We start from the raw sequence: 20,386 nt of genomic DNA, 5'->3' as shown, positions 1-20,386 counted from the left end.
TCATGGGATCCGTGCCGGGAAGGGTCCGCATCGTCGTGGTCGACGACCACACCGTGATGCGCGCCGGGCTGGTCGCCCTGCTGTCCTCGGAACCGACCGTCGAGATCGTGGGCGAGGGCGGCGACGGCCGTGCGGCCGTCGAACTCGTCGCCCGCCTGCGGCCCGACGTGGCACTGCTCGACCTGCGGATGCCGGTCCTCGACGGGGCGAGCGCCACCGCCGAGATCACCGCCGCCCGGTCGGCCACCCGCGTGCTGATCCTGACCACCTACGACACCGACGAGGAGATCGAGCGCGCGGTCGAGGCCGGGGCCATCGGCTACCTGCTCAAGGACACCACGCGCGAACGGCTCGTCGACGCCATCCACTCCGCGGCCAGGGGCGAGACCGTCCTGGCCCCGCGGGTCGCCGAACGCCTGGTCGCCCGCCTGCGCCGGCCCGCCCCCGTGGCGCTGACCGCCCGCGAGACCGAGGTGCTGACCGCCGTCGCCGACGGCCTGTCCAACGTGGAGATCGGCCGCCGCCTCGTCATCGCGGAGGCCACGGTGAAGACCCACCTGCTGCGGATCTTCGCCAAACTCGACGTCAACGACCGCACCCACGCCGTCGTCACCGCCCTCGACCGGGGCCTCCTGGACCGGCGCTAGATCTCCACCCGCCGCCAGCCCTCGCGGCCGCCCGGCTCCACGGGGACGGAGGCGAAGTCGTAGCGGGCGCCGCCGGCGCCGAAGGCCAGCAGCGAGATCGAGGACGAGCCCCAGAGCCGCCCGTCCCCGAACTCGCGGCGCTGGACCAGGGCGGCGGAGTCGTCGAACGCCAGGCCGTCGCCGGTGACGATCGGCAGCCAGTCGCCCCACGCCTCCTCGGCCGTCGCGGGGCCGGTGCGCGGCTGCGGCCGGGGCGCGGTGGCGAAGCGGGCCCGGAAGTGGGCGGCGCGGGCGGCCATCAGGGTGCGGATGTGCTCGGAGGCGGTGCGGCTCTCGGCCAGGCCCTCGGGGCCGTCGTTGAGGACGACGCTCAGGCCGGCCGGCAGCTCCAGTGCGGCGAGCCGGCTGCCGCTCCCGCCCCAGCTCAGCACCTGCGCGCCGGTCGGCCGGACGACCACCAGGTGGAACGGGTCGTACCGGTCGAGGTCCAGTTCGTCGACCCGGCCGCCCCGGACGGCGAGCAGCGGCAGTTCACCGCGCGAGAGCCGGGCCTCCTCCGGTGCCAGGGTGCCGAAACCGTTCAGCAGGCACGCCGCCACCGGCCCCGGAGCCCCCGCCCCGCCCGGCTCCACGGCGAGCCACGTCCCGCCCGCGACCAGGTCCAGCCCGCCGACGGCCGACGGCTGCGCGGGCCAGTGCCGGCCGGGCGGCGCCCACCGCCGCCCCGCGTACTCGTCCCGCACCGACAGCAGCAGCACCGGCACCGCCGCCGCCGGCTCGATGCTCACGAACGCCGTACACACGTCCCTTCCCCCTGACCTCGCCGACACCACCCTCCCCGCGATCCTCGCACGCCCGTTCGGCAACCGGGAGTGCTGCGCGGTCTTTCGCCCGACCGTCCGTTCGTGCCACACTCCGCGACACCGCACGGCTCGGCCGCCCCGGAGTGGCCCAGGATTTTCGCGCACGAACGTACCGGGACAGCGGGCCGCCGGGTTCCTAGGCTGGCGCCATGACAACCACGAAGGGGACCACCGCCCCGACCACCCCGGCCGTCGACGGGCCCGTGCCCGCGCCGGCCCAGCGGATCTCGCTGCCCGACCTGGCGCCCGAGTACTACAAGGCGATGTCCGCCGTGGAGCGCGCCGCCCGCCAGGGGGTGGACCCGGTGCTCGCAGAGCTGGTCAAGGTGCACGCCTCGATGATCAACGGTTGCGCCTTCTGCATCGACATGCACTCCACCGACGCGGTCAAGAACGGCGAGCAGAGCCACCGCCTGCTCTCCCTCCCCGCCTGGCGCGAGACCTCGTGGTTCACCGCCAAGGAGCGCGCCGCCCTGGCGCTGACCGAGTCGATCACGCTGCTGACCCAGGGCCATGTGCCGGACGCCGTCTACGACGAGGCCGCCGCCCACTTCGAGCAGACCGAGCTGGCACAGCTGATCGCGCTGATCATCACCATCAACTCCTGGAACCGGGTCGGCGTGACCTCCCGGCTCAGCCCGGCCGCGAAGTAGGGGGAGCACACCATGCCGACATCGACGGAGCAGCGGGACAAGGCCCGCCGCCTGCATGAACTCCACCGCCCCGGTAAGCCGCTGGTGCTCGCCAACGTGTGGGACGCGGTGGGCGCCCGGCTGGTCGCGGCCGCCGGGGCACCGGCCGTGGCCACGGCGAGCGCGAGCGTCAGCTGGGCGCTCGGCAGTGCCGACGGCGACGCCGCCGACCGGGACGAGGTGCTGGCGCAGACGGCGCTGGTGGTCCGCGCCGCCGGGCCGCTGCCGGTCACCGCCGACCTGGAGAGCGGGTTCGCCGACACCGCCGCGGGGGTCGGCGAGACGATCGCCGCGCTGCTCGCCACCGGCGCGGTGGGCGTCAACCTGGAGGACGGCGCCCGGACCGCCGCCGAGGCCGCGGAGCGGATCGCGGCGGCCCGCGCGGCGGCGGACGCGGCCGGCGTGCCGCTGTTCGTCAACGCCCGCACCGATGTCTTCGTGCGGCAAATCGGCGAGCCGGAGGGGCGGTTCGACGAGGCGGTGGCCCGGCTGCGGGCGTACGCCGAGGCGGGCGCGGACGGCCTGTTCGTGCCGGGGGTGGCCGATCCGGCGGTGATCGCCGCGCTGGTGGAGGCCGTGCCGGGGCCGCTGAACGTGGTGGGCGGGCCGGGCCTGTCGTCCGTGCCGGAGCTGGCGGCGCTGGGCGTGGCCCGGGTGAGCCTGGGGCCGGGCCTGGCACGGGTGGCGTACACGGCGGTGCGCCGCGCCGCCGAGGAGGTGTACGCGGACGGCACGTACACCGCGCTCGACGGCGGGCTGGGCTACGGGGAGTTGCAGGGGCTGTACGTCACCGGGTGAGCGAGCCGAGCGTGCCCACCGTCCGGTCGAGCACACTGCCGCCTGCGCAGTGGCTCGGCCCGGCGGCGTGGCTGCCGAGCGCCGGGACGGTCGCCACCTCCTGGAGGCAGGTGGCGGCGGTGCCGAAGTCCCCGTCGAACAGCGGCGTGGACGGGGACGCGGGCGCGGACGCCGTCGCGGAGGCGAACGCGGGCGCCGGCGCACCGGCCAGCGCCAGCGCGGCCAGCACGAGCGCGGCGGGCCGCCGCACGCCGGTCACAGGCCGTGCCCGATCTGGCCGCTGAGACCGGGGTGGGTCAGCTGGCCGGTGCCGATCGCCTCGATCTCGGTGGCGGCCTTGCCGACCAGCGGCAGGTCCCTCGCCTCGTGGACGACGAGGTCGGCGGGGGAGAGGGTGAGCCCGTTGGACAGGCCGCCGAGCGCGTCCGGGGAGGTCGCGGTGGAGGTGGTGGCGGAGGCGGCGGGCACGGCGGCGGCGAGACCGGCCATGGTGAGGGCGGCCAGGGTGGCGAGTTTCTTCATGAACCCCCCAACGACCCGGGCCGCCCTCGGTCACCGGGCCGCCGGGACGGTCACCCGGAGCGTCCGCACGCTGTTGCTGACGAACGACCCGATCGGCTCCGGCACCGGCCCGTCCGCGAGCGCCAGCCCGGGGTGGCGCTCGAACAGCAGCCGCAGCGCCGTCTCCGCCTCCAGCCGGGCGAGCCCGGAGCCGAGGCAGAAGTGCGGGCCGTGCCCGAAGGACAGGTGCCGGTTCGGCTGCCGGGTGATGTCGAAGCGGTCGGCGTCCGGGAAGCGGGCGCCGTCGCGTCCGGCGGCCGCGTACGAGGCGAGCAGCGCCTCGCCCCGCCGGATCACCGCGTCGCCGACCGGGATGTCCTCGATCGCGTAGCGGAGCGGGAACTGGCCGACCGGCGAGTCCCAGCGCAGCGTCTCCTCGACGACCGCCGACCACGGGACCGTGCCGTCCAGCACCAGCCGCAGCTGCCCGGGGTGGGTGAGCAGGGCGCGGACGGCGTTGGTGATGAGGTTGAGCGTGGTCTCGTGGCCGGCCACCAGCATCAGCAGCAGGGTGCCGACCAGTTCGCTCTCGCTGAGCCGGTCGTCGTCCTCGCGGGCGGCGATCAGATCGGTGGTGAGGTCGTCGCCGGGCTCGGCCCGCTTGGCGGCCACCACCGAGCCGAGCAGCGCGAACAGCGACCGCTGCGCGGCGACGGCGGCCTCGGGCGTCGCGGAGCTGGAGACCAGGGTGTCGGAGAGCTCGTGCAACTCGTCCTGCTGCTTGGGCGGCAGGCCGAGCAGCTCGCCTATCACCTCCATCGGCAGCGGATAGGCGAAGTGCTCGCGCAGGTCGAACGGGGTCTGCGGATCGGTGATCCGGTCGAGCAGCGCGGTGGCCCTGGCCTCGACGGCGGGCTGCAGGGCGGCGGTCCGGCGCGGGGTGAACGCCTGGGTGACCAGGCCGCGCAGCCGGCGGTGGTCCTCGCCGTCGGCAGTGATCATGCCGGGGACGGTGACGAAGGTGGTCAGCGGCCAGCCCTCGGGCAGCCGGCCCTCCCGGAACGTCGTCCACAGCTGCGGGTCCTTGCCGACGCGGGGGTCGGCGAGCAGCTCCTGGAGGGTGTCGTGGTGGGTTACTGCCCAGACCACCACCCCGCCAGGGAGCTCCACCAGGACCGCCGGACCGGCTTCCCGGAGGCGGGCGTTCTCCCCGTGCTGGTCGCGTCCGAGGACATCGAGCCGGACGGGTCCGGGCCGGCCGGCGCCGCTTCCGGAGCCTGCGACACCTCCGTCGAGCCCGCCGGGTCCGGCGTGGAGGTCGTCGGGTCCCGGTCTTCCGGTAGCTGCGGCGGTGTCCATGGGGAGGGCCTTTCGGGGGCTGGCTGGCGGGGCGGGGTGAAGGCGCTGTAGAGCACCGGAAGGCTGACCAGAGCGCGCGACCAGGGGGACGGGCGCCAGGCCAGCTCATGGGCCGGCACGGCCAGTTGGAGGTCCGGCAGCCGGTGCAGCAGGGTCTCGACGGCGGTCTCGACGATGATCCGGGCCGGGTGCTGGGCCGGGCAGACGTGCTTGCCCGCGCCCCACGCCAGGTGCGCCCGGTTGCCGCCGAGCACGGCGTGCCCGAGTGCGCCGGGCCCCTGGGCGGCCGGGTCGGCGTTGGCCGCGGCCAGGCCGAGCACCAGCATGTCGCCCTCGCTGATGTACTGGCCGCCGAGCACGGTGTCGCCGGTGGCCCAGCGGCCGGGGAAGTTCTGCGTCGGCGGGTCGCGCCAGAGCACCTCCTCCAGCGCGTCGGCCACGGTCAGCCGGCCGCCGGTGAGGGTGGCCCGGAAGCGGCGGTCGGTGAGCAGCAGCCGCAGCGTGTTGCCGGTCCAGCAGATGGTGGTCTCGTTGCCGGCGACCATCATCACCACCAGGTGGTGCACCGCCTCCTCGTCGGTCAGCGCGGCCGGGTGGGCCAGCAGCCAGGAGGTGAGGTCGGCGCTGGGCGTAGCCCGGCGGCGCTGCACCAGGTCCACCAGGACCGCCTGGAACTCCTGGTTGGCGCGCACCGATTCGGCGCCGCTGTCGGCGATGTGGCTGATCAGCCGGATGAGGTGCGGACCGGCGTCGGCGGGCAGGCCGAGCAGTTGGGTGAAGACCAGCAGCGGCAGCCGGCGCGCGTACTGGGCGACCAGATCGGCGGTGCCGTCCGGGCCCCAGCTGTCGATCAGCGCGTTGGCGGAGGTCTCGGTGGTTCCGCGCAGCTGCCGGTGGTCGATCTGGGCGAGCGTGTCGGCCACGGCGGCGCGCAGCCGCTGGTGCTCGGCGCCGTCCAGGTTGAGCAGGGTCGGGCGCCAGGAGGTCATCGGCTGGAGCCGCGAGTCGGGGGCGAGCCGGCCCTCGGCGGGCACCCGCCAGCGGCGCGAGTCCTTGGAGAACAGCGCCTCGTTGCGGGTGAGTTCGAGCAGCTCGGGGTAGCCGAGGACGAGCCAGGCCTCGACGCCGGGCTCCAGCTCGATCGGCGCCACCGGGCCGTACTGGGCGCGCAGCCGGGCGTACAGGCCGTGCGGGTCCTCGGCGACGGCGGCGCCGTACAGCGGGGTGAGCGGCACCCCGACGGGCAGACCGCCGGGCAGCGTCCCGCGGTGGGTGGTGGCCGGGCCGGTGGCCCGGCCGCCCGCGTGGGCGGGGCACCCCGGCGGCGGGACGGCGGCCGTGCCGGCGGGGTCGGGAAGGGTCATCGCTCCAGCTCCAGGACGGAGGTGCGGTGCAGGTGGTCGACGAAGTCGATCAGCAGGTCGTACGCCGCCCGCCGGTCCCGCGCGTCGCAGAACAGGATCGGTGCCCCGGGCAGCAGGTCCAGCGCGGCGCGGATCTCCTCCTCCGGGTAACCCGGCGTGTCCGGGAAGGTGTTGACCGCGACGGCGAACGGGATCCGCTGCTCCTCCAGCCGGCCGAGCACGTCGAAGCTCTCGTCCGGGCGGCGCAGGTCGACCATGGCGATCGCGCCGAGCGCGCCGCGCGACAGGTCGTCCCAGAGCGGCCAGAACCGCTGCTGGCCGGGCGTGCCGAACAGGTACAGCGCGAGCCGCCGGTTGAGCGTGATCCGGCCGAAGTCCAGCGCCACCGTGGTGGTGGTCTTCCCGCCGAGCCCGGTGAGGTCGTCCACGCCGGCGCTCGCCGCCGTCATGGTCTCCTCGGTGCGCAGCGGGGTGATCTCGCTCAGCGAGCCGACCAGGGTGGTCTTGCCGACCCCGAACGGGCCGGTGACCAGGATCTTCACCGCGCCCTGGACGGACGACGGCAGGTACTGCGGCTCGGCGGGCGGGCCGAACGGCGCGGCGGCCGGCGGGCCGGCGAGCGGCTCAGCGGAGTTGGCGGAGGCCAACGAGCACCTCTTCCAGGAGAGTGGTGGGCAGGCGCTCGGCCTGCGGGACGGGCGGGAGCACCTGGACGGCGCCGAGGTCCCAGAGATCGCCGACCAGCACCTTGACGACGCCGAGCGGCAGCCCCAGGTGGGCCGCCACCTCGGCGATCGACAGCAGGCTGCGGCAGAGCTGGACGATGCGCCGGTGCTCACGGTTGATCAGCGCGTCGTCGGGCAGTTCGGGCTGCTCCGGTAAGGCGCTGACCAGGCTCTCGATCGCGAGCTCGGGGCGGGTGGAGCGGCTGCGGCCGCCGGTGATGACGTAGGGGCGGACCGGGCCGCCGCTCACCGGTGGCCACCCGCCGCCAGGTCGGCGCGCGGCGGGCTGGTGAGATGGGTGCCGATCCGCTCCACGAGGACCTGCATCTGGTAGGCGACCAGGCCGGCGTCGACGGCCTCGCCGGTCACCACGGCCAGGTGGGCGCCGGCGCCGGCGGCGACGATGAAGAGGTAGCCGCCGCCGTACTCGATGATGATCTGCCGGGTGGCGCTGTGGTGACCCCCGAAGCCCTGGGCGACGCCGCGGGCCAGCGACTGCAGGCCGGAGCAGGCGGCGGCGAGGCGCTCGGCGTCCTCGCGGACGATGCCCTCGCTGCGCCCGATCTCCAGGCCGTCGTTGGACACCACGACGGCGTGCTGGACCTCGGGGACGTTGATGATGTCGGCGAGCAGCCAGCCGAGGTCAGGGGTGGTGGTCATGGAACTCTCCGGAGCACTGGGGAAGCTGGGGGGAAGCGGGAAGGGAAGGGTCGTGCGGGGCGGGGGCCGGGGAGTGGCCCGAGGGGTGGGGACCGCCCTGGTCCGGGCCGAACGGGCCGCGGGGGCGGTCCGTCCGGTCCTGCTGCCGGTCGTCAGCCCCGGCCCGGGCCTGGTACGCCGACCGGGCCTGGTGCGCCGCCTGGGCCTGGGAGTTGGCCTGGGCGGCGGAGCGGCCGCTGGCGGTGCCGGCCTGGAACATCGACATGAACGCCTGCGCCTGCTGCGCCGAGCGGTACGGCGGGGCCGGGGGCGGGGCGGAGGCGGGGCCGGCCGCGTGCCGGGTGGCGGCGCGGCCGCGCCGGTGGCTGCGGCGGGGCAGCGGCGGCGGGGTGGCGCCGGACGACGCCGGGCCGTCCGCCGGTGACCCGCCGGCCGGGGAGACGGCGGGCGGAGCCGGGGCGGGCGGGGCCGCGGCCGGTGGGGCGGAAGCCGGTGGGTAGCCGGCGGGCGAGGGGTACACGGGCGGGTAGCCGGAGGCCTGCGCCGGGTCGTACGGGGCGGCCGGGCCCTGACCGGACCGGGCCGGCCCCGCGCCGTACCCGGTGCTCCGGCCCGTTGCGGCCGGCGGCGGACCGGGGCGGCGCCGACCGCCCCCGAACACCGCGTCGTCCACGCCCAGGCCGGGCACGGTCGGCGGCAGCGGTTCGGTGAGCAGCGCGTTCGGCAGCAGCACCACGACCCGCACCCCGCCGTACGGCGAGGGCGCGGAGCTGAGCGTGACCCGGAACCCGTACTGCTCGGCGAGCCGGCCGACCGCCGCCAGGCCGAGCTGCGGCACCTCGCCGAGGCGGGAGATCTCCACCGTGGAGCCGCCGGCCAGGGCTGCGGAGGCCTTGGCGACGGCCTGCTCGGGCATGCCGACGCCGCCGTCGTCGATCTCGATGACGGCGCCGTTGTGCACGGGCATCAGGGTGACGAACACCTGGGTGCTGGGCGGGGAGTAGCGGGTGGCGTTGTCCAACAGCTCGGCCACCGCGTGGATCAGCGCCTCGGCGGCCGCGCCGACCACCGCGGTCTCGATCCGGCTGCGGATCATCACCCGCTGGAAGGGCAGGATGCGCGACTGGGCGCCGCGGACGACGTCCTCCAGCGAGACCGGCTCGGGCCAGTGCCGGCCGGCCCGGGCGCCGCAGAGCACGGCCAGCGTCTGGGCGAGGCGGGCCTGTTGGGCGGCGGCGTGGTCGGCCTTGAGCAGGCCCTCCAGCAGGGCCGGGTCGTCGTGGGTGCGCTCCATCTCGTCCAGCAGGGCCTGCTGGTCGTGCGCCATCACGAGGATCCGGCGGGCCACGCTGAGGAAGGCCCGCTGGGTGGAGGCGGTGAGTTCCTGCTCGTGCTGGACGGCGGCCAGTTCGGCGCTGCGGCGGGAGAGTTCGGCGTCGAGCCGGCCCCGGAGGGCGGCGATCTCGCGCTGCCGCTCGGCGGCCCGGCGGCGCTGGACGGCGGCGACCGCGCGGTAGCGGACGGCGGCCACGAGGGCGAGGACGGCGAGCACGCCTGTTGCCGTTGCGCACCACTGAGTCATCGTCACGCGGCGAATTCTAGGGTGATGATCCTACGATGGTGTGAACGGATCTCGCCAAGTGACCGGATCTCGTCGAAATCCTGTCAATACCGCGTCAATCCTCCCTGCTTCGGACTCGATCGGACGGTCCGTGGACCCCCGATCGTTGTCCCACCGGCCCCGCTAGTGCACAGCCGACAACCTGTGCAACAGCAGCAACGCGACATCGTCCGGCCGGGAGCGCCGTTCGGTGACGTTCAGGGTGAGCAGATCGGCCAGTCGTTCCAGCGCCGGACCGGGCTCCACCCGCACCGGACCGGCGTTGCGGGCCCACAGCTCCAGCCCGCCGAGCATCCGCTGCACCGACTCGTCGTAGTCCTCCTCGCGGTCCTCCACCAGGCCGTCGGTGTAGACGAGCAGCGTCTCGCCGGGCGGCAGGTGCTCCACCGCCAGCGGGTACGGCCGGTCCGGGGCGACGCCCAGCGGCGGGCCGCCGGGCAGGTCCAGCTCCACCGCCCGGGCGTCCTCGGTGACCCGGACCGGGGCCGGGTGCCCGGCGCGGGCGGCCCGCAGGGTGCCGTCGGCCGGGTCGAGGGTGAGGTAGAGACAGGTGGCGAACAGCTCGGTGTCCAGCTCGGCGAGCAGCCGGCTGGTGCGGGCCAGGGTGGCGGCCGGGTCGTGCCCGTCGGTCGCGTAGGCGCGCAGACCGCTGCGCAGCTGCCCCATCACCGCCGTCGCCTCGGCGTTGTGGCCCTGGACGTCGCCGATCACCAGGCCGATCCGGCCGTCCGGCAGCCGCAGCAGGTCGTACCAGTCGCCGCCGATCTGCATGCCCTCGGTGCTCGGCAGGTAGCGGGCGGCGCTGGCGATCCCGGGCAGCCGGGGGAGGGTGCGCGGCAGCATCGCGCGCTGCAGCTCGGTGGCCCGGTGGTGGTGGGTGTCGTAGAGGCGGGCCCGTTCCAGGGACTGCGCCAGGATGCCCGCGAAGGCGGAGTAGAGGGTGCGGTCCTCGCGGCTGAAGACCCGCTCGGTGGCGAAGGTGATCAGGCAGGAGCCGACCTGCCGCCCGGAGGCGACCAGCGGCAGCACCGCCCAGGCGGCCGGGGCGAGCGGGCCGCCGGTGCCGGCGGCCGCCCCCTGCGGCCGTCCGCGCCCCCGCCCGCGCCGGGCCGGCTCGCTGAACAGCGGGGCCGAGCGGGCCAGCGCGCGCTGCATCACGCCCTCCGACAGGTCGGCCAGCCGGGTCAGCTCGGTGCGCAGCGGCCCGCCGTAGACGGTGTGTGCGACGGGCAGCAGCCGGCCCTCGTCGACCAGGTCCAGCACGATGCTGGCCGCCCCGAAGGCGGGCCGGGCGATGTCGGTGACGGCCGTGATGACGTCCCGCACGGTGACCGCCCGGGACAGCGCCCGGGTGAGCGCCAGCAGCAGCGCCGACCGGGCCCCGGCGGCGGACGTCCCGCCGGCGGCCGCCCCGTTCAGCGCCGTCCCGTTCAGCGCCGTCCCGTTGGCGCCCCCCGCGGCCCGGCCGGCATGGACGGTGACCGGGTGTTCGTCGAGGGCGCGCCCGTGGTCGAGGTCGGCGATCAGCCCGGAGATCCGGACCGGCCGGCGGTGCACGTCCAGCATCACCTCGCCGGTCTCCTCGATCCGGATCACCCCGCCGCCCGCGCGCGGCACCCGGTAGCGGATCCGGTACGGCCCGCCGGTGGCGAGCGCCTCGGCGAGCGCGGCCTGGACGTCCGGCAGGTCCTCGGGGTGGACGACGAGGTCGAGGTCGGGCGCGGGGGCCGGACCGCCGTCCGGCGGCGCGGGCCGGCCGACCAGCCGGAGCGCCTGGACGTCCCAGTGGGTCTCGCCGGTGACCAGGTCGCGCTCGAAGGCGCCGTGCCCGGCGGCGCGGACGGCGAGCGAGAGCAGCGGGTGGGCCGTTCCGGCGGCCGGGTCGCCGCAGGGGCCGGGCCCGGGTCGCACCCCGTTCGGCGTGGCGGCGCCGTGGTGCGGGGCGAGCGGCGCCCCGGCGTGCTCCAGCAGGTACGCCAGCCGGTGCGCGCAGGCGTCCGCGAGGGTCTCCAGCACGTCCAGGTCGCGCCGGGGGACGATGCCCCGGTGGGCGAGCGCGAGGGCCAGCACGCCGATCGGCCGCTCGTCGACGACCATCGGCAGGGTGACGATGGCGACCATCCCGGTGCCCATCCCGGTGTTCCGGTTCGGGTAGTCGACGCTGGTGCGTTCGGGGCTCAGGAGATAGGGGCGGCGCAGCTTCAGCGCCATCGCGGCGGGCAGCTCACTGGCCGGGTCGACCACGCTGTAGCGCTCGTGGGCCCAGTCGGGCAGGCCGTGGGAGGCGGAGAGCCGGAGCATGCCGCCGGGGTCGAGCAGGTAGAGCGCCGAGCCCTCGCCGGTGATCCAGCCGGGGCCCTCGGCGAGCACGGTGCCGAGCAGTTCGGCGGCGCTGGTGCAGCCGAGCAATAAGCGGACGCAGCGCATGGCACTGCGCGCGGTGGGGCTGCTGCGCGGGTCCACGGGACGGCCGGCCTCTCCGGTTCCTTATGGGGCAGTTAATTCTTAATACCTTATTTCTTAAGCGGGTGAGGCGTGAGGCGAACGGCGGGTCCCGGTGCACCGGGTTTCCCTGGTGTGCGAGCACCCCCGCCGGGTCCGGTACCCTTCTCCGTACGACGTCCCGCCGTACCGGCGGGGTCGTGCGGTACGGGGCTATAGCTCAGACGGTTAGAGCGCTTCCCTGATAAGGAAGAGGCCACAGGTTCAAGTCCTGTTAGCCCCACACCACCACGAAGGGCCCGGAGCATCCCGCTCCGGGCCCTTCGGCGTTCCCGCGTCCGGCTGCCGCGCCGCTCAGGGGCGGGGCCAGCCGCGCAGGCCCGCGGTCAGCACGGTGATCATGCGCTCCTGGGTCTCGCCGAGGTCCTCGGCGAGCTGGAAGGCGCCGCCGGTCGACAGCGCGGCGAAGCCGTGGGCCAGCGAGCGGAAGGTGCGGGCGGCGTGGATCGCCTCGGAGCCTTCGAGACCGTACTCGCGCAGCACCGCGACGATCACCCCGACCAGCCGGCCGGCCGCCGCGGCCAGGTCGGCGTCCGGCTGCGGCGCCTGCGGCAGGGCGCCGTAGCGGTGCGGGTGCTCGGTGGCGTACGCGTGGTACGCCCGCAGGACGGCGGCGACCGCCGCGTCCCCGCCGCGGCCGAGCGCCGCCTCGGCCAGCCGGTCGGCCAGCTCCTCGGTGACCCGGACGGCCACCAGCCGGCGCAGTTCGGCCAGGCCGCCGCTCACGTGCTTGTACAGCGAGGGGGTGGCGACCCCGGCGCGGCCGGCCACGGCGGCCAGGGTGAGGGCCTCGGGGCCCTGCTCGTCGATGAGGGCGAGGGCGTGGCCGACGACCTGCTCGGGGGTCAGTCCGACTCGGGGCACAGCGGTTCTCCTGGGGTGGGTGGGTGACGGCGTTCGGAGCGCTCAGGCCAGGTCGGCGAGGAAGGCCAGCAGGGCGTCGGCGGTGGCCCGCGGGTGGTCGGCCATCGGGTAGTGCCCGGCGCCCTCGATCATCACCTTGCGCGCGTTCAGCGCGGCGGCCTGCCGGTCGGCGACCAGCTCCGGCTTCCCGAAGTCGGGGTCCTTCGAGCCCATCACGACCAGCGCCGGGCAGCGCACGGCGGCGGTCCAGCCGACGGGCGAGGAGTCGCCGCGCACATAGCCGCGGGTGGCGGTCTTCCGGCCCGGGGTGCGCATCGCGGCGACCAGCCCGGCCACGTACTCCTCGTGGTCCGCCGGCTTGGGCCCGGGGTAGGCCATCTTCCGGTGGTAGAGGCCCCAGAACGCGGGCGAGTGCACCACCAGCGCGCCCATCGCGCCGACCACCAGCCGCTGGAGCGCGCCGACGGGGACGTTCTCGACGAAGGCGTCCAGCAGGACGATGCCGGCCACCCGCCCGGGGGCGGCCCCGGCGGCCTTGACGACGCTGGCGCCGGTGTACGAGCTGCCCGCCAGCACGGCCCGCTCGATGCCCAGGTGGTCCAGCAGGGCGAGGACGTCGCCGGCGATCGCGGCGGGGGAGTAGTCGTCCCAGACGATCGAGGACTCGCCGAAGCCGCGCAGGTCCATGGTGATCACCCGGCGGCCGGCGGCGGTCAGCAGCGGGTGCAGGTGGCGGTAGGCGGCCCGGCTGTCGAGCATCCCGGGGAGCAGGACGACGGGGGCGCCCTCGCCGTGCCCGGTGTCGTCGAAGGCGATCCGGCCGCCGGGCAGGTCGAGGTGGCGGGTGACGGGGGCGAGGGTGCCGTTCATGGGGAGCCTCCTGGGGGCGGGATCGTCGGCGGAGCGCCGATAGCCATAAAGCTAAGGCTAATAGCCTTAGCCGTCAAGCTATCGGTACTGGCTGCGCGCGGCCGGCCCGCCCGGGGCGGCCGGTCAGACCCCTTCCACCTTGAACGGGTCGTGCTCGGTCAGCAGCTTGTCCAGCCGCGCCTGGTCGACCCGGGTCACCAGCTCGGAGGTCTCCTGCCGGTCCCGGACCACCTTGGAGAGGGTGAACGTGGAGGTGATCGTGTAGAGCAGGCCGAGGGCGAGGAACGCCCGGGTCCACGGCTCCACCGGGAGGAAGGCGATCCCGACGCCGAGGGCGGTGGCGGAGAGGGTGAAGGACAGCACGGCCTGGATGTAGTACGCGGCCGTGGTGCGGGACTGCATCGGTGTGCTCATGGCGCCCAGGATGGCCGCGCCCGGCCCGGCCGCACATGAGTAGCGGTACTCAAGTGAGGGGCCGTTCGTTGACGTCCTGACACGTTCGGTAGTGTCAGTTGTCATCAAACGTCCCAAAACGCCCATCGGGCCGCGTGGTGCCCGATCCGTATCCCGCCGTCACCAACGGATGGCTTGGAATCGGGGGGCTCTCGGATTAACGTTTGATAACGCAGCGCGGTCCGCAACGCCGTACCCAGACGGCACCGTGCGCCGTCGCCTAATCCCGCCGGCCGGCCTCCGGGCAGGCCAGGGAGCCGGGGAACCACGTTCCTTGGGGTGAATCGGCCAGGCCCAGGCCCAGCCGTAGGAGACCTTCCTGCTCCGAACCCGTCAGCTAACCCGGTAGGCGCGAAGGAAGGAAAGGAGCGCGCCTCCGTGGCGTCGACGCACACCCCGGCACACCCGTCCGGCTCCTCGGCCGGTACCCGGCTGCTCGATCACCCGGCTCCGTTCACCGGTCAGGGCCCGTTCGGCGGCCCCGCCGACGAGACCGCCCCGCCGGCCGCCGAGACCAGCCGGCACCGGATGCCCCGTCAGGGCCGCGGCACCGCTCCGCTGCTCGGCGTCACCGCCGTCGCCGCCACCCTGGGCGCCACCGGCTTCGCCTCCGCCACCCCTGCCGCCGCGCCCGCCGTCGAGGCGCCCGACGAGCAGCCGGTCGCGCTCTCCGCCGACCCCGGCCTCGCCCTCGCCGCCCGCATCCAGCAGCAGGCCGACAGCCAGCGCACCGCGGCCGAGGAGAGCGCCCGCGTCCAGGCCGCCCAGGAGGCCGAGGCCAAGCGCGCCGCCCAGATCGCCCAGCAGGAGCAGGCCAAGCGCGCCGCCGAGGAGGCCGAGAAGGCCAAGCTCGCCGCCATCAAGCTCCCGGTGCGCGACTACCGGCTCTCCGCCCACTACGGCCAGAGCGCCCGCTACTGGGCCCACCTGCACACCGGCCTGGACTTCGCCGCCGACCAGGGCGAGCCGGTCTACGCGGTCGGCCAGGGCACCATCACCTCGGCGGGCTGGGCCGGTGCCTACGGCTACCGGATCGTCGAGACCCTGCCCGACGGCACCGAGATCTGGTACTGCCACCTCTCCTCGATCATCAAGGGCTCCGGCAAGGTCGTCCCCGGCCAGCAGATCGGCAAGGTCGGCGCGACCGGCAACGTCACCGGCGCCCACCTGCACGTCGAGGTCCGCCCCGGCGGCGGCGCCCCCGTCGACCCGGAGAGCTGGTTCGAGCAGCGCGGCGTCACCCCCTGACGCCTCCGGCAGCACACGACGAGGGGCCCCGGCCGACCGGCCGGGGCCCCTCGCGCGTCAGCGCTCCTCGTCGCCGGCCGGTTCGAGACCCGCCAGATAGGCGTCGATCTCCGCCTGCCCCGGCTCCGGCGCCAGCTCCGGGAACTCCTCCACCAGCAGCCTCGGCAGCCCCGGAACCGTCCACGCGCCGGCCAGCTCCAGCGCCACCCGGACCGCGGCGTCCTCGAACGCCCCGAAGTCCCCGGCCAGCTCGTCCGGCATCGGCCGGCCCAGTGCCGTCAGCTCCGCCAGGTTCCGGTAGCTGCGCTCCATCAGCCCCTGCTCCAGCAGCCGCCGCGCCCCGTCGGTGGCCATCCCGACCGCCAGCGTCCGGGCCCCGCCGTCCCAGCCCCCGTCGTCCACCGGGTCCAGCACGCCGTCCGCCTCCAGCGCCTCGAACGCCGCCGAGCGCTCCTGCGCCGGCAGCTCCCGGAACCCCTCCAGCCAGGCCCGCACCGCCGCCTCGTCACCGGTGTCCACCCCGGCCGCGCGCAGCAGCAGCGTGTACAGCCGGGGCCAGGTCACCAGGTCCGCCCGGCGCAGCAGCCCGGCCGCCAGCTCGCCCTGCCACTCGGCCTCGGCGTGCAGCCGCTGCCGGCGCTTGGCGTTCAGCCGCTTCGCCGCCCGCTGGTGGTCGACCAGCAGCCGCACCGCCGCGCCGTACGCCAGCGGGTCCTGGCCCGGCTCCGGCTGGACGTACAGGTGGAGGCGCTCGTACAGCAGGTGCTCCACCGCGGCGGAGGTCAGTTCGGGCCAGCCGTCGTGCATCCTGCCGCCGCCCAGTTCCAGCAGCGCCAGCACCGCGCGCAGCGGGGCCCCGGCGACCGGCTCGCGGCCCTCCGCCTCCGCCCAGGCGAGCAGTTCGGCGGCCTTGGTGCGCGGGGCGAGCCGCAGGTCTTCGTCTTCCATAACCACGAACCGTAACCGCTGGTCGGGGGTAGGGTCGGGAGCCATGGTTCCCGTCCGACTCACCGGGCCCCGGCTGGCCGTCCGCGAGTTCCACCAGTCCCCCGAGGACGTGGACGCGCTGCACGCGGTGTTCGGCGATCCGGAGGCCACCCGCTACCTCGCCTTCGAGCCGCGCGACCACGAGGACTGCGCGGACCAGATCGCCCAGTACCTGGAGGAGGCGGAGAAGGAGGACCGGACCGTCTACCGGCTGGCCGTCACCCGCCTCGCCGACGCCGACGACCCGGCCCGCGCCGTCCCGGTCGGCAACGCCGCGCTCGGCCTCGGCCCGCACCGCGCCGCCCACCTGGGCTACGCCCTGCGCCGCGACGTCTGGGGCCGGGGGTACGCCGGCGAGGTCGTCGCCCTGCTGCGGGACCTCGCCTTCGGCCCGCTCGGCCTGCACCGGCTGCAGGCCCGGGTGGACGTCGACAACGCCGCCTCGATCCGGGTGCTGACCAGGGCCGGCTTCCGGCTGGAGGGCCGGGTCCGGCACGACTACCGGCGCCGGGACGGCTGGCGCGACGCCTACCAGTACGCGCTGCTCGCCGACGACGGGTCGGCCGGGGGCGCCGGTCAGGGGGGATAACCCCACCCCCGGTTCGCCGGGGAGCCGGATGTCCAAGCCGGGCGCGCTTTGACAGGCTGGGGGAGTCAGCAGGACAGACCCCACGAGCCCCGAACCGCGACCGACCCGAGGGACCGAGACCGGCCATGAGCACCCACAGCATGCAGCGCAACGAGTTCGACGCGTACGACGGCCGCGAGTACGGCGAGCACCACGCCCCGGCCCGCCGCATCGAGGAGCCGCCGTACGCCTGGCGGGCCCCGTTCACCTCCTACTTCTACCGCGAGGTCGGCTACACGCTGACCGGCCTGCCGGTCGCGGTCGTCGGCTTCACCGTCGCCGTCGCGCTGTTCTGCCTCGGCCTCGGCACCTTCGTCACCGTGCTCGGCCTGCCGGTGCTGGCCGCGCTGACCACCTTCGCCCGCGGCTTCGGCGGCCTGGAGCGCGCCCGGGTGCGCGGCATGCTCGCCCTGGACGTGCCCGGTCCGGCGCCGGTCCGCGCCACCCGGCCGGGCGTCTGGGGCGCGATCACCGCCCGCCTCGCGGACGCGGCCGGCTGGAAGGCCGTGCTGTACCAGGTGGTGATGTTCCCGTGGGCGATCCTCAGCATGGCGCTGTCGCTGGTCTTCCTCTGCGTCGGCTGGGCGCTGGCGCTCTACCCCGTCTACCACTGGGTGTTCCCGCGCTACGTCGACTGGCCGGGCTACCGGGTCTTCGACTTCACCGGTGACGACGGCGTCCGGCACGAGTACTTCATCGAGTCGCCGCTGCAGATCGCCGGGGTCTGCCTGCTCGGGATGCTGTTCGTCTTCCTGACCCCGCAGCTGGTGCGCGGCCTGACCAACGTCAACCGCCTCGCCGCCCGCGGGCTGCTCGGCCGCTGACCACCCGTCCCACCCCCACCCCCACCCCCACCCCCACCCCCACCGGCTCCGGCTCCGTACACCCGCCCGGACGCCCCCGGGTGCGGGCCGCCGGGGCCCGTGGTCGGATGGCCGCGATGGCCGACCGAACCGCCCGCGCCCCGGCCGCGCCCCTGGTCACCTCCCGCCCGCTGGACGAGTACTGCGGCCTCTTCGGCCTCACCCGCGCCGGGATCGCCGCCCTGCCGGGCCCGCTGCTCGACTGCCCCGGCGGCGCCGCCGGGCTGGCCGCCGAGGCCCGCCCGCTCGGCTGCCGGGTGATCGCCGCCGACCCGGTGTACGCCCGGCCGCCCGAGGAGGTCACCGCCCGCGCGCTGGCCGCCCGGGCCGCGATGGCCGCCTCGATGGCGGCCCGCCCCGACCTCTACCCGGCCCGCCGGCACCGCCGCCCCGAGCACTACCTGCGCGGCTGGGACCGGGCCCGCCGGCTCTTCGCGGCCGACCGCGCCGCCCACCCCGGGCAGTACGTCGCCGCCGCGCTGCCCCGGCTGCCCTTCGCGGACGGCACCTTCGCCCTCACCCTGAGCGGCTACCTGGTCTTCGCCTACCCCGAGCTGTTCGGGCCGGAGCGGCAGCTGGCCGCGCTGGCCGAACTGGTCCGGGTCACCGCCCCGGACGGCGAGGTCAGGATCCACCCGCTGTTCGACGGCGAGGGCCGCCGCACCGCCACCCTGGACGCCGTCCGGCACGCGCTCGGCGAGCGCGGGATCGCCAGCGAGGTCCGCGTGCTGCCGCCCGCCGATCGGGGCGGACGCGCCCAACGGGTCCTCGTCCTGCACCGGGCAGGGCACCTCGGTAATGATCGCAAGGGGGTTTCACCCCTATACTCATTGCCATGACCGAGACGCTGATCAAGCCGGCCGTGGCCTCGGACGCCGACCGGCTCACCGCCCTGATCCAGGACTGCTCCGCCTACCGCGGCGACTACGCGCCGATGATCGCCGGCTACCGGGTGACGCCCGAGTACCTCGCCCGGCACGAGGTCCACCTCGCCGTCCGAGCCGCCGACGACCGCCTGCTCGGCTTCTACGCGCTGGTCACCGACCCCGCCGATCTCGACCTCATGTTCGTCGACGACGCGGCGCAGGGCCTCGGCATCGGCCGCCGACTGATCACCCACATGCTCGACCGTGCCCGCGCCATCGGCGTCAGCGGCGGTGTCCGGGTGGTCTCCCACCCGCCCGCCGAGGCCTTCTACCTGCGGATGGGCGCCGAGCGGGTCGGCACCTTCCCGGCCCGCCCGCCGATCGGCTGGGACCGCCCCGAGCTCCGCTTCGCCCTCTAGGCCCGGTCCCCGGACGCGGTCTGCTCCTGCTCCTGCTCCCGCTTCTGCGCAGGCTCGCCGCCCTGCTGCTGCGGCAGGAACGCCGGGGTGTCCAGCCCCGAGAGGATCTTCTCCGCCAGCCAGCTCCGGTCCGAGCCGAACGGGATCCCGTCCGGCGCCATCAGCCGCCCCGCCACCGCGTCCCGCAGCCGCCGGGCCTCGTCGGCCGGAAGCCGGGACATCAGCCCGCGCGCGGCCAGCAGCGCGTGGTACTGCTCGAACCCGGAGCGCGGGTGCTCGATCGCCTCCAGCACGCTCGCGAGGTCGGCCAGCGCCGGATCGCCCTGCATCAGCGCCAGGGCCTGGATTCGCCGCCCCTCCGAGCCGTCCGCGAACAGCTCCCGCACCTGGGCCGCCGTCAGCGCCGACCGCCGGGCCGCCGACCGCACCTCGGCGACCACCCGCTCCGGCCCGGCCGTCCGGTCCGCCGTCGGCATCGAGCCGGGCAGGTCGTCCGCCTTCCCGGTGCTGGTGCCGATCAGGCCCAGGTGCTGCATCGCCCGCATCCGCAGGTCGTCCGCGCCCACCTTGTCGCCCTTGCGGTCCCGGTCCTGCCCGGCCAGGAAGAGGTCCAGCGCCTGGTCCGCGTCGGAGAGCACCCTCGGCAGCGCCAGCCGGGTCAGCAGCCAGCCCGACAGGAAGCCGAGCAGCAGGAAGTAGAGGACCAGCGCCGCCGCGAACGGCGCCGTGCCCGGGCCCCCGCCCAGGGCCGGGGCGAGCGTGCCGCCGAGCTGGTCGAGCCGCTCGCCGAGCGAGCCGAGCTGGGTCAGCCCGACGCCGAGCAGCACCTTGGTGAGCCAGTCCGAGACCTGCTCCAGATTGGTGTTCGGCGCGTACGAGCCGTGGGACCCGCCGCCTCCGGTGCCGTCCTGGCCGCCGGAGCCGCCGCGCACCCGGGGCACCCCGAACAGGAAGCCCAGCGCGCCGCCGACCAGGGTCGCCGCGCAGGCCACCACCAGTCCACCGCCCAGCGCCTGCCAGGGGTGCGGCCGTCCCAGCGAGAACAGCACCAGCCCCAGCAGTCCCGCGCCCGGCAGCGTCCCGGCCGCCATCCGCTGCACAGCCCGCACCAGCGCCGCCGCGCCGCCGGCCCGTCCTGTCGTCGCCATCGCCCACCACCCCCAGTGCCGCGCCTCCGCCCCTGCGGAGCGCGCGCCGACTCTAGCGGGGATGCCCCGCCGGGCCCGCGGACACACCCGGACAACCCCCGCGCCGGCCCCGCGCCGGCCCCGCGCCGGCCCCGCGCCGGTCCCGCGCCGGTCCCGCGTCGGCCCCGGGAACGCAGACGACCCGCGGGCTGCTCCTCGGCGCTCGGCCCGCGAGGGGCCGGGCGCCGAGGCACCGGGGATGTACCGGTGAGCCCGCGGGCCGGGTGACTGCTTGGAATTTCGCCTGCCGGAGGCCTGTGGCCCCACCC

Annotated in this window: 23 protein-coding genes, 1 tRNA gene and 1 riboswitch; of the genes, 9 read left to right on the top strand and 15 right to left on the bottom strand. The window is 75.5% G+C overall.

The window, feature by feature from the left end; genetic code table 11:
• Window positions 1–2: 2 nt before the first annotated feature.
• Window positions 3–647: a response regulator gene (locus tag ACFZBX_RS04550; protein ID WP_391531490.1), complete on the top strand. Its 645-nt coding sequence runs from the start codon at window positions 3–5 to the stop codon at window positions 645–647.
• On the opposite strand, the gene ACFZBX_RS04545 is transcribed toward ACFZBX_RS04550, so the two are convergent.
• Complete coding sequence (locus ACFZBX_RS04545) at window positions 644–1,435, bottom strand: NRDE family protein (protein WP_391531489.1); 792 nt, start codon at window positions 1,433–1,435, stop codon at window positions 644–646. The two genes, ACFZBX_RS04550 and ACFZBX_RS04545, sit on opposite strands and share 4 nt — an antisense overlap.
• A gap of 224 nt (window positions 1,436–1,659) precedes the next feature.
• Between ACFZBX_RS04545 and ACFZBX_RS04540 the strand changes: the two genes are divergently transcribed.
• Together ACFZBX_RS04540 and ACFZBX_RS04535 are read left to right on the top strand one after the other, a co-directional pair.
• The gene (locus tag ACFZBX_RS04540; RefSeq protein WP_391531488.1) at window positions 1,660–2,163 is read left to right on the top strand and encodes a carboxymuconolactone decarboxylase family protein; all 504 of its coding nucleotides are present in this window, start codon (window positions 1,660–1,662) and stop codon (window positions 2,161–2,163) included.
• A gap of 12 nt (window positions 2,164–2,175) precedes the next feature.
• Window positions 2,176–3,000 (top strand): isocitrate lyase/phosphoenolpyruvate mutase family protein, encoded by an 825-nt coding sequence (locus ACFZBX_RS04535; RefSeq protein ID WP_391531486.1) that lies wholly within the window; start codon window positions 2,176–2,178, stop codon window positions 2,998–3,000.
• Here ACFZBX_RS04535 and ACFZBX_RS04530 read toward each other — a convergent pair.
• The 9 genes from ACFZBX_RS04530 to ACFZBX_RS04490 form a co-directional block, all read right to left on the bottom strand.
• The gene (locus ACFZBX_RS04530; RefSeq protein ID WP_391531485.1) at window positions 2,990–3,259 is read right to left on the bottom strand and encodes a hypothetical protein; all 270 of its coding nucleotides are present in this window, start codon (window positions 3,257–3,259) and stop codon (window positions 2,990–2,992) included. The genes ACFZBX_RS04535 and ACFZBX_RS04530 overlap by 11 nt on opposite strands.
• Window positions 3,256–3,522 carry a hypothetical protein gene (locus ACFZBX_RS04525; RefSeq protein WP_391531484.1) on the bottom strand — a complete coding sequence of 89 codons (267 nt, stop codon included), beginning with the start codon at window positions 3,520–3,522 and terminating at the stop codon, window positions 3,256–3,258. The genes ACFZBX_RS04530 and ACFZBX_RS04525 overlap by 4 nt, the downstream gene beginning before the upstream one ends.
• A gap of 30 nt (window positions 3,523–3,552) precedes the next feature.
• Entirely contained in the window at window positions 3,553–4,650 is a 1,098-nt protein-coding gene (locus tag ACFZBX_RS04520) for a cytochrome P450 (protein ID WP_391531483.1), read from the bottom strand.
• Window positions 4,635–6,224, bottom strand: a complete 1,590-nt coding sequence (locus ACFZBX_RS04515) for a cytochrome P450 (RefSeq protein WP_391531482.1) — start codon at window positions 6,222–6,224, stop codon at window positions 4,635–4,637. Before ACFZBX_RS04515 ends, ACFZBX_RS04520 begins: the two co-directional genes overlap by 16 nt.
• Window positions 6,221–6,790 carry an ATP/GTP-binding protein gene (locus tag ACFZBX_RS04510; protein ID WP_391531775.1) on the bottom strand — a complete coding sequence of 190 codons (570 nt, stop codon included), beginning with the start codon at window positions 6,788–6,790 and terminating at the stop codon, window positions 6,221–6,223. Before ACFZBX_RS04510 ends, ACFZBX_RS04515 begins: the two co-directional genes overlap by 4 nt.
• Window positions 6,791–6,848: 58 nt before the next feature.
• Window positions 6,849–7,199, bottom strand: a complete 351-nt coding sequence (locus ACFZBX_RS04505; protein ID WP_391531480.1) for a DUF742 domain-containing protein — start codon at window positions 7,197–7,199, stop codon at window positions 6,849–6,851.
• On the bottom strand, window positions 7,196–7,609 hold the full coding sequence (locus ACFZBX_RS04500; protein WP_376086659.1) for a roadblock/LC7 domain-containing protein: 414 nt from the start codon (window positions 7,607–7,609) through the stop codon (window positions 7,196–7,198). The genes ACFZBX_RS04505 and ACFZBX_RS04500 overlap by 4 nt, the downstream gene beginning before the upstream one ends.
• On the bottom strand, window positions 7,593–9,191 hold the full coding sequence (locus tag ACFZBX_RS04495) for a sensor histidine kinase (RefSeq protein WP_391531774.1): 1,599 nt from the start codon (window positions 9,189–9,191) through the stop codon (window positions 7,593–7,595). The genes ACFZBX_RS04500 and ACFZBX_RS04495 overlap by 17 nt, the downstream gene beginning before the upstream one ends.
• Before the next feature lie 162 nt (window positions 9,192–9,353).
• Window positions 9,354–11,693 (bottom strand): SpoIIE family protein phosphatase, encoded by a 2,340-nt coding sequence (locus ACFZBX_RS04490; RefSeq protein WP_391531479.1) that lies wholly within the window; start codon window positions 11,691–11,693, stop codon window positions 9,354–9,356.
• Between the two features lie 188 nt (window positions 11,694–11,881).
• Between ACFZBX_RS04490 and ACFZBX_RS04485 the strand changes: the two genes are divergently transcribed.
• A tRNA-Ile gene (locus ACFZBX_RS04485) sits at window positions 11,882–11,955 on the top strand.
• A gap of 71 nt (window positions 11,956–12,026) precedes the next feature.
• On the opposite strand, the gene ACFZBX_RS04480 is transcribed toward ACFZBX_RS04485, so the two are convergent.
• From ACFZBX_RS04480 to ACFZBX_RS04470, 3 genes are all read right to left on the bottom strand, one after another.
• Entirely contained in the window at window positions 12,027–12,596 is a 570-nt protein-coding gene (locus ACFZBX_RS04480) for a TetR/AcrR family transcriptional regulator (protein ID WP_380755707.1), read from the bottom strand.
• Between the two features lie 42 nt (window positions 12,597–12,638).
• On the bottom strand, window positions 12,639–13,466 hold the full coding sequence (locus tag ACFZBX_RS04475) for an alpha/beta fold hydrolase (RefSeq protein ID WP_391531478.1): 828 nt from the start codon (window positions 13,464–13,466) through the stop codon (window positions 12,639–12,641).
• 123 nt (window positions 13,467–13,589) lie between these two features.
• The gene (locus ACFZBX_RS04470) at window positions 13,590–13,880 is read right to left on the bottom strand and encodes a YiaA/YiaB family inner membrane protein (protein WP_391531477.1); all 291 of its coding nucleotides are present in this window, start codon (window positions 13,878–13,880) and stop codon (window positions 13,590–13,592) included.
• Window positions 13,881–14,126: 246 nt separating this feature from the next.
• A riboswitch (cyclic di-AMP (ydaO/yuaA leader) is annotated at window positions 14,127–14,285 on the top strand.
• A gap of 12 nt (window positions 14,286–14,297) precedes the next feature.
• On the opposite strand from ACFZBX_RS04470, the gene ACFZBX_RS04465 reads away from it, so the two are divergent.
• Window positions 14,298–15,167 carry a M23 family metallopeptidase gene (locus tag ACFZBX_RS04465; RefSeq protein ID WP_391531476.1) on the top strand — a complete coding sequence of 290 codons (870 nt, stop codon included), beginning with the start codon at window positions 14,298–14,300 and terminating at the stop codon, window positions 15,165–15,167.
• Window positions 15,168–15,224: 57 nt separating this feature from the next.
• Here the strand turns inward: ACFZBX_RS04465 and ACFZBX_RS04460 are convergent, their stop codons facing one another.
• On the bottom strand, window positions 15,225–16,115 hold the full coding sequence (locus ACFZBX_RS04460) for a hypothetical protein (protein ID WP_391531475.1): 891 nt from the start codon (window positions 16,113–16,115) through the stop codon (window positions 15,225–15,227).
• A 43-nt stretch (window positions 16,116–16,158) separates the two neighbouring features.
• Here ACFZBX_RS04460 and ACFZBX_RS04455 point away from each other — a divergent pair, with 43 nt between their 5' ends.
• The 4 genes from ACFZBX_RS04455 (at window position 16,159) to ACFZBX_RS04440 (ending at window position 18,930) form a co-directional block, all read left to right on the top strand.
• Window positions 16,159–16,743 (top strand): GNAT family N-acetyltransferase, encoded by a 585-nt coding sequence (locus ACFZBX_RS04455; protein WP_391531474.1) that lies wholly within the window; start codon window positions 16,159–16,161, stop codon window positions 16,741–16,743.
• Window positions 16,744–16,868: 125 nt separating this feature from the next.
• On the top strand, window positions 16,869–17,606 hold the full coding sequence (locus tag ACFZBX_RS04450; RefSeq protein WP_391531473.1) for a sensor domain-containing protein: 738 nt from the start codon (window positions 16,869–16,871) through the stop codon (window positions 17,604–17,606).
• A gap of 116 nt (window positions 17,607–17,722) precedes the next feature.
• Entirely contained in the window at window positions 17,723–18,484 is a 762-nt protein-coding gene (locus ACFZBX_RS04445; protein WP_391531472.1) for a class I SAM-dependent methyltransferase, read from the top strand.
• Window positions 18,481–18,930: a GNAT family N-acetyltransferase gene (locus ACFZBX_RS04440; RefSeq protein WP_391531471.1), complete on the top strand. Its 450-nt coding sequence runs from the start codon at window positions 18,481–18,483 to the stop codon at window positions 18,928–18,930. The genes ACFZBX_RS04445 and ACFZBX_RS04440 overlap by 4 nt, the downstream gene beginning before the upstream one ends.
• Here ACFZBX_RS04440 and ACFZBX_RS04435 read toward each other — a convergent pair.
• A complete protein-coding gene (locus ACFZBX_RS04435; protein WP_391531470.1) occupies window positions 18,927–20,078 on the bottom strand; it encodes a hypothetical protein in 1,152 nt (383 codons plus the stop codon). The genes ACFZBX_RS04440 and ACFZBX_RS04435 overlap by 4 nt on opposite strands.
• Window positions 20,079–20,386 lie beyond the last annotated feature (308 nt).

Origin of the sequence: Kitasatospora sp. NPDC008115 (assembly GCF_042957205.1) — a bacterium.
GTDB lineage: Bacteria > Actinomycetota > Actinomycetes > Streptomycetales > Streptomycetaceae > Kitasatospora.
This window is presented reverse-complemented; position numbering and strand designations above follow the sequence as displayed.

Coding starts and splice junctions, on each gene's coding strand:
- ACFZBX_RS04550 (WP_391531490.1), top strand. CDS start 3: ATGGGATCCGTGCCGGGAAGGGTCCGCATCGTCGTGGTCGACGACCAC.
- ACFZBX_RS04540 (WP_391531488.1), top strand. CDS start 1,660: ATGACAACCACGAAGGGGACCACCGCCCCGACCACCCCGGCCGTCGAC.
- ACFZBX_RS04535 (WP_391531486.1), top strand. CDS start 2,176: ATGCCGACATCGACGGAGCAGCGGGACAAGGCCCGCCGCCTGCATGAA.
- ACFZBX_RS04525 (WP_391531484.1), bottom strand. CDS start 3,522: ATGAAGAAACTCGCCACCCTGGCCGCCCTCACCATGGCCGGTCTCGCC.
- ACFZBX_RS04515 (WP_391531482.1), bottom strand. CDS start 6,224: ATGACCCTTCCCGACCCCGCCGGCACGGCCGCCGTCCCGCCGCCGGGG.
- ACFZBX_RS04500 (WP_376086659.1), bottom strand. CDS start 7,609: ATGACCACCACCCCTGACCTCGGCTGGCTGCTCGCCGACATCATCAAC.
- ACFZBX_RS04495 (WP_391531774.1), bottom strand. CDS start 9,191: ATGACTCAGTGGTGCGCAACGGCAACAGGCGTGCTCGCCGTCCTCGCC.
- ACFZBX_RS04475 (WP_391531478.1), bottom strand. CDS start 13,466: ATGAACGGCACCCTCGCCCCCGTCACCCGCCACCTCGACCTGCCCGGC.
- ACFZBX_RS04470 (WP_391531477.1), bottom strand. CDS start 13,880: ATGAGCACACCGATGCAGTCCCGCACCACGGCCGCGTACTACATCCAG.
- ACFZBX_RS04460 (WP_391531475.1), bottom strand. CDS start 16,115: ATGGAAGACGAAGACCTGCGGCTCGCCCCGCGCACCAAGGCCGCCGAA.
- ACFZBX_RS04455 (WP_391531474.1), top strand. CDS start 16,159: ATGGTTCCCGTCCGACTCACCGGGCCCCGGCTGGCCGTCCGCGAGTTC.
- ACFZBX_RS04450 (WP_391531473.1), top strand. CDS start 16,869: ATGAGCACCCACAGCATGCAGCGCAACGAGTTCGACGCGTACGACGGC.
- ACFZBX_RS04445 (WP_391531472.1), top strand. CDS start 17,723: ATGGCCGACCGAACCGCCCGCGCCCCGGCCGCGCCCCTGGTCACCTCC.
- ACFZBX_RS04440 (WP_391531471.1), top strand. CDS start 18,481: ATGACCGAGACGCTGATCAAGCCGGCCGTGGCCTCGGACGCCGACCGG.
- ACFZBX_RS04435 (WP_391531470.1), bottom strand. CDS start 20,078: ATGGCGACGACAGGACGGGCCGGCGGCGCGGCGGCGCTGGTGCGGGCT.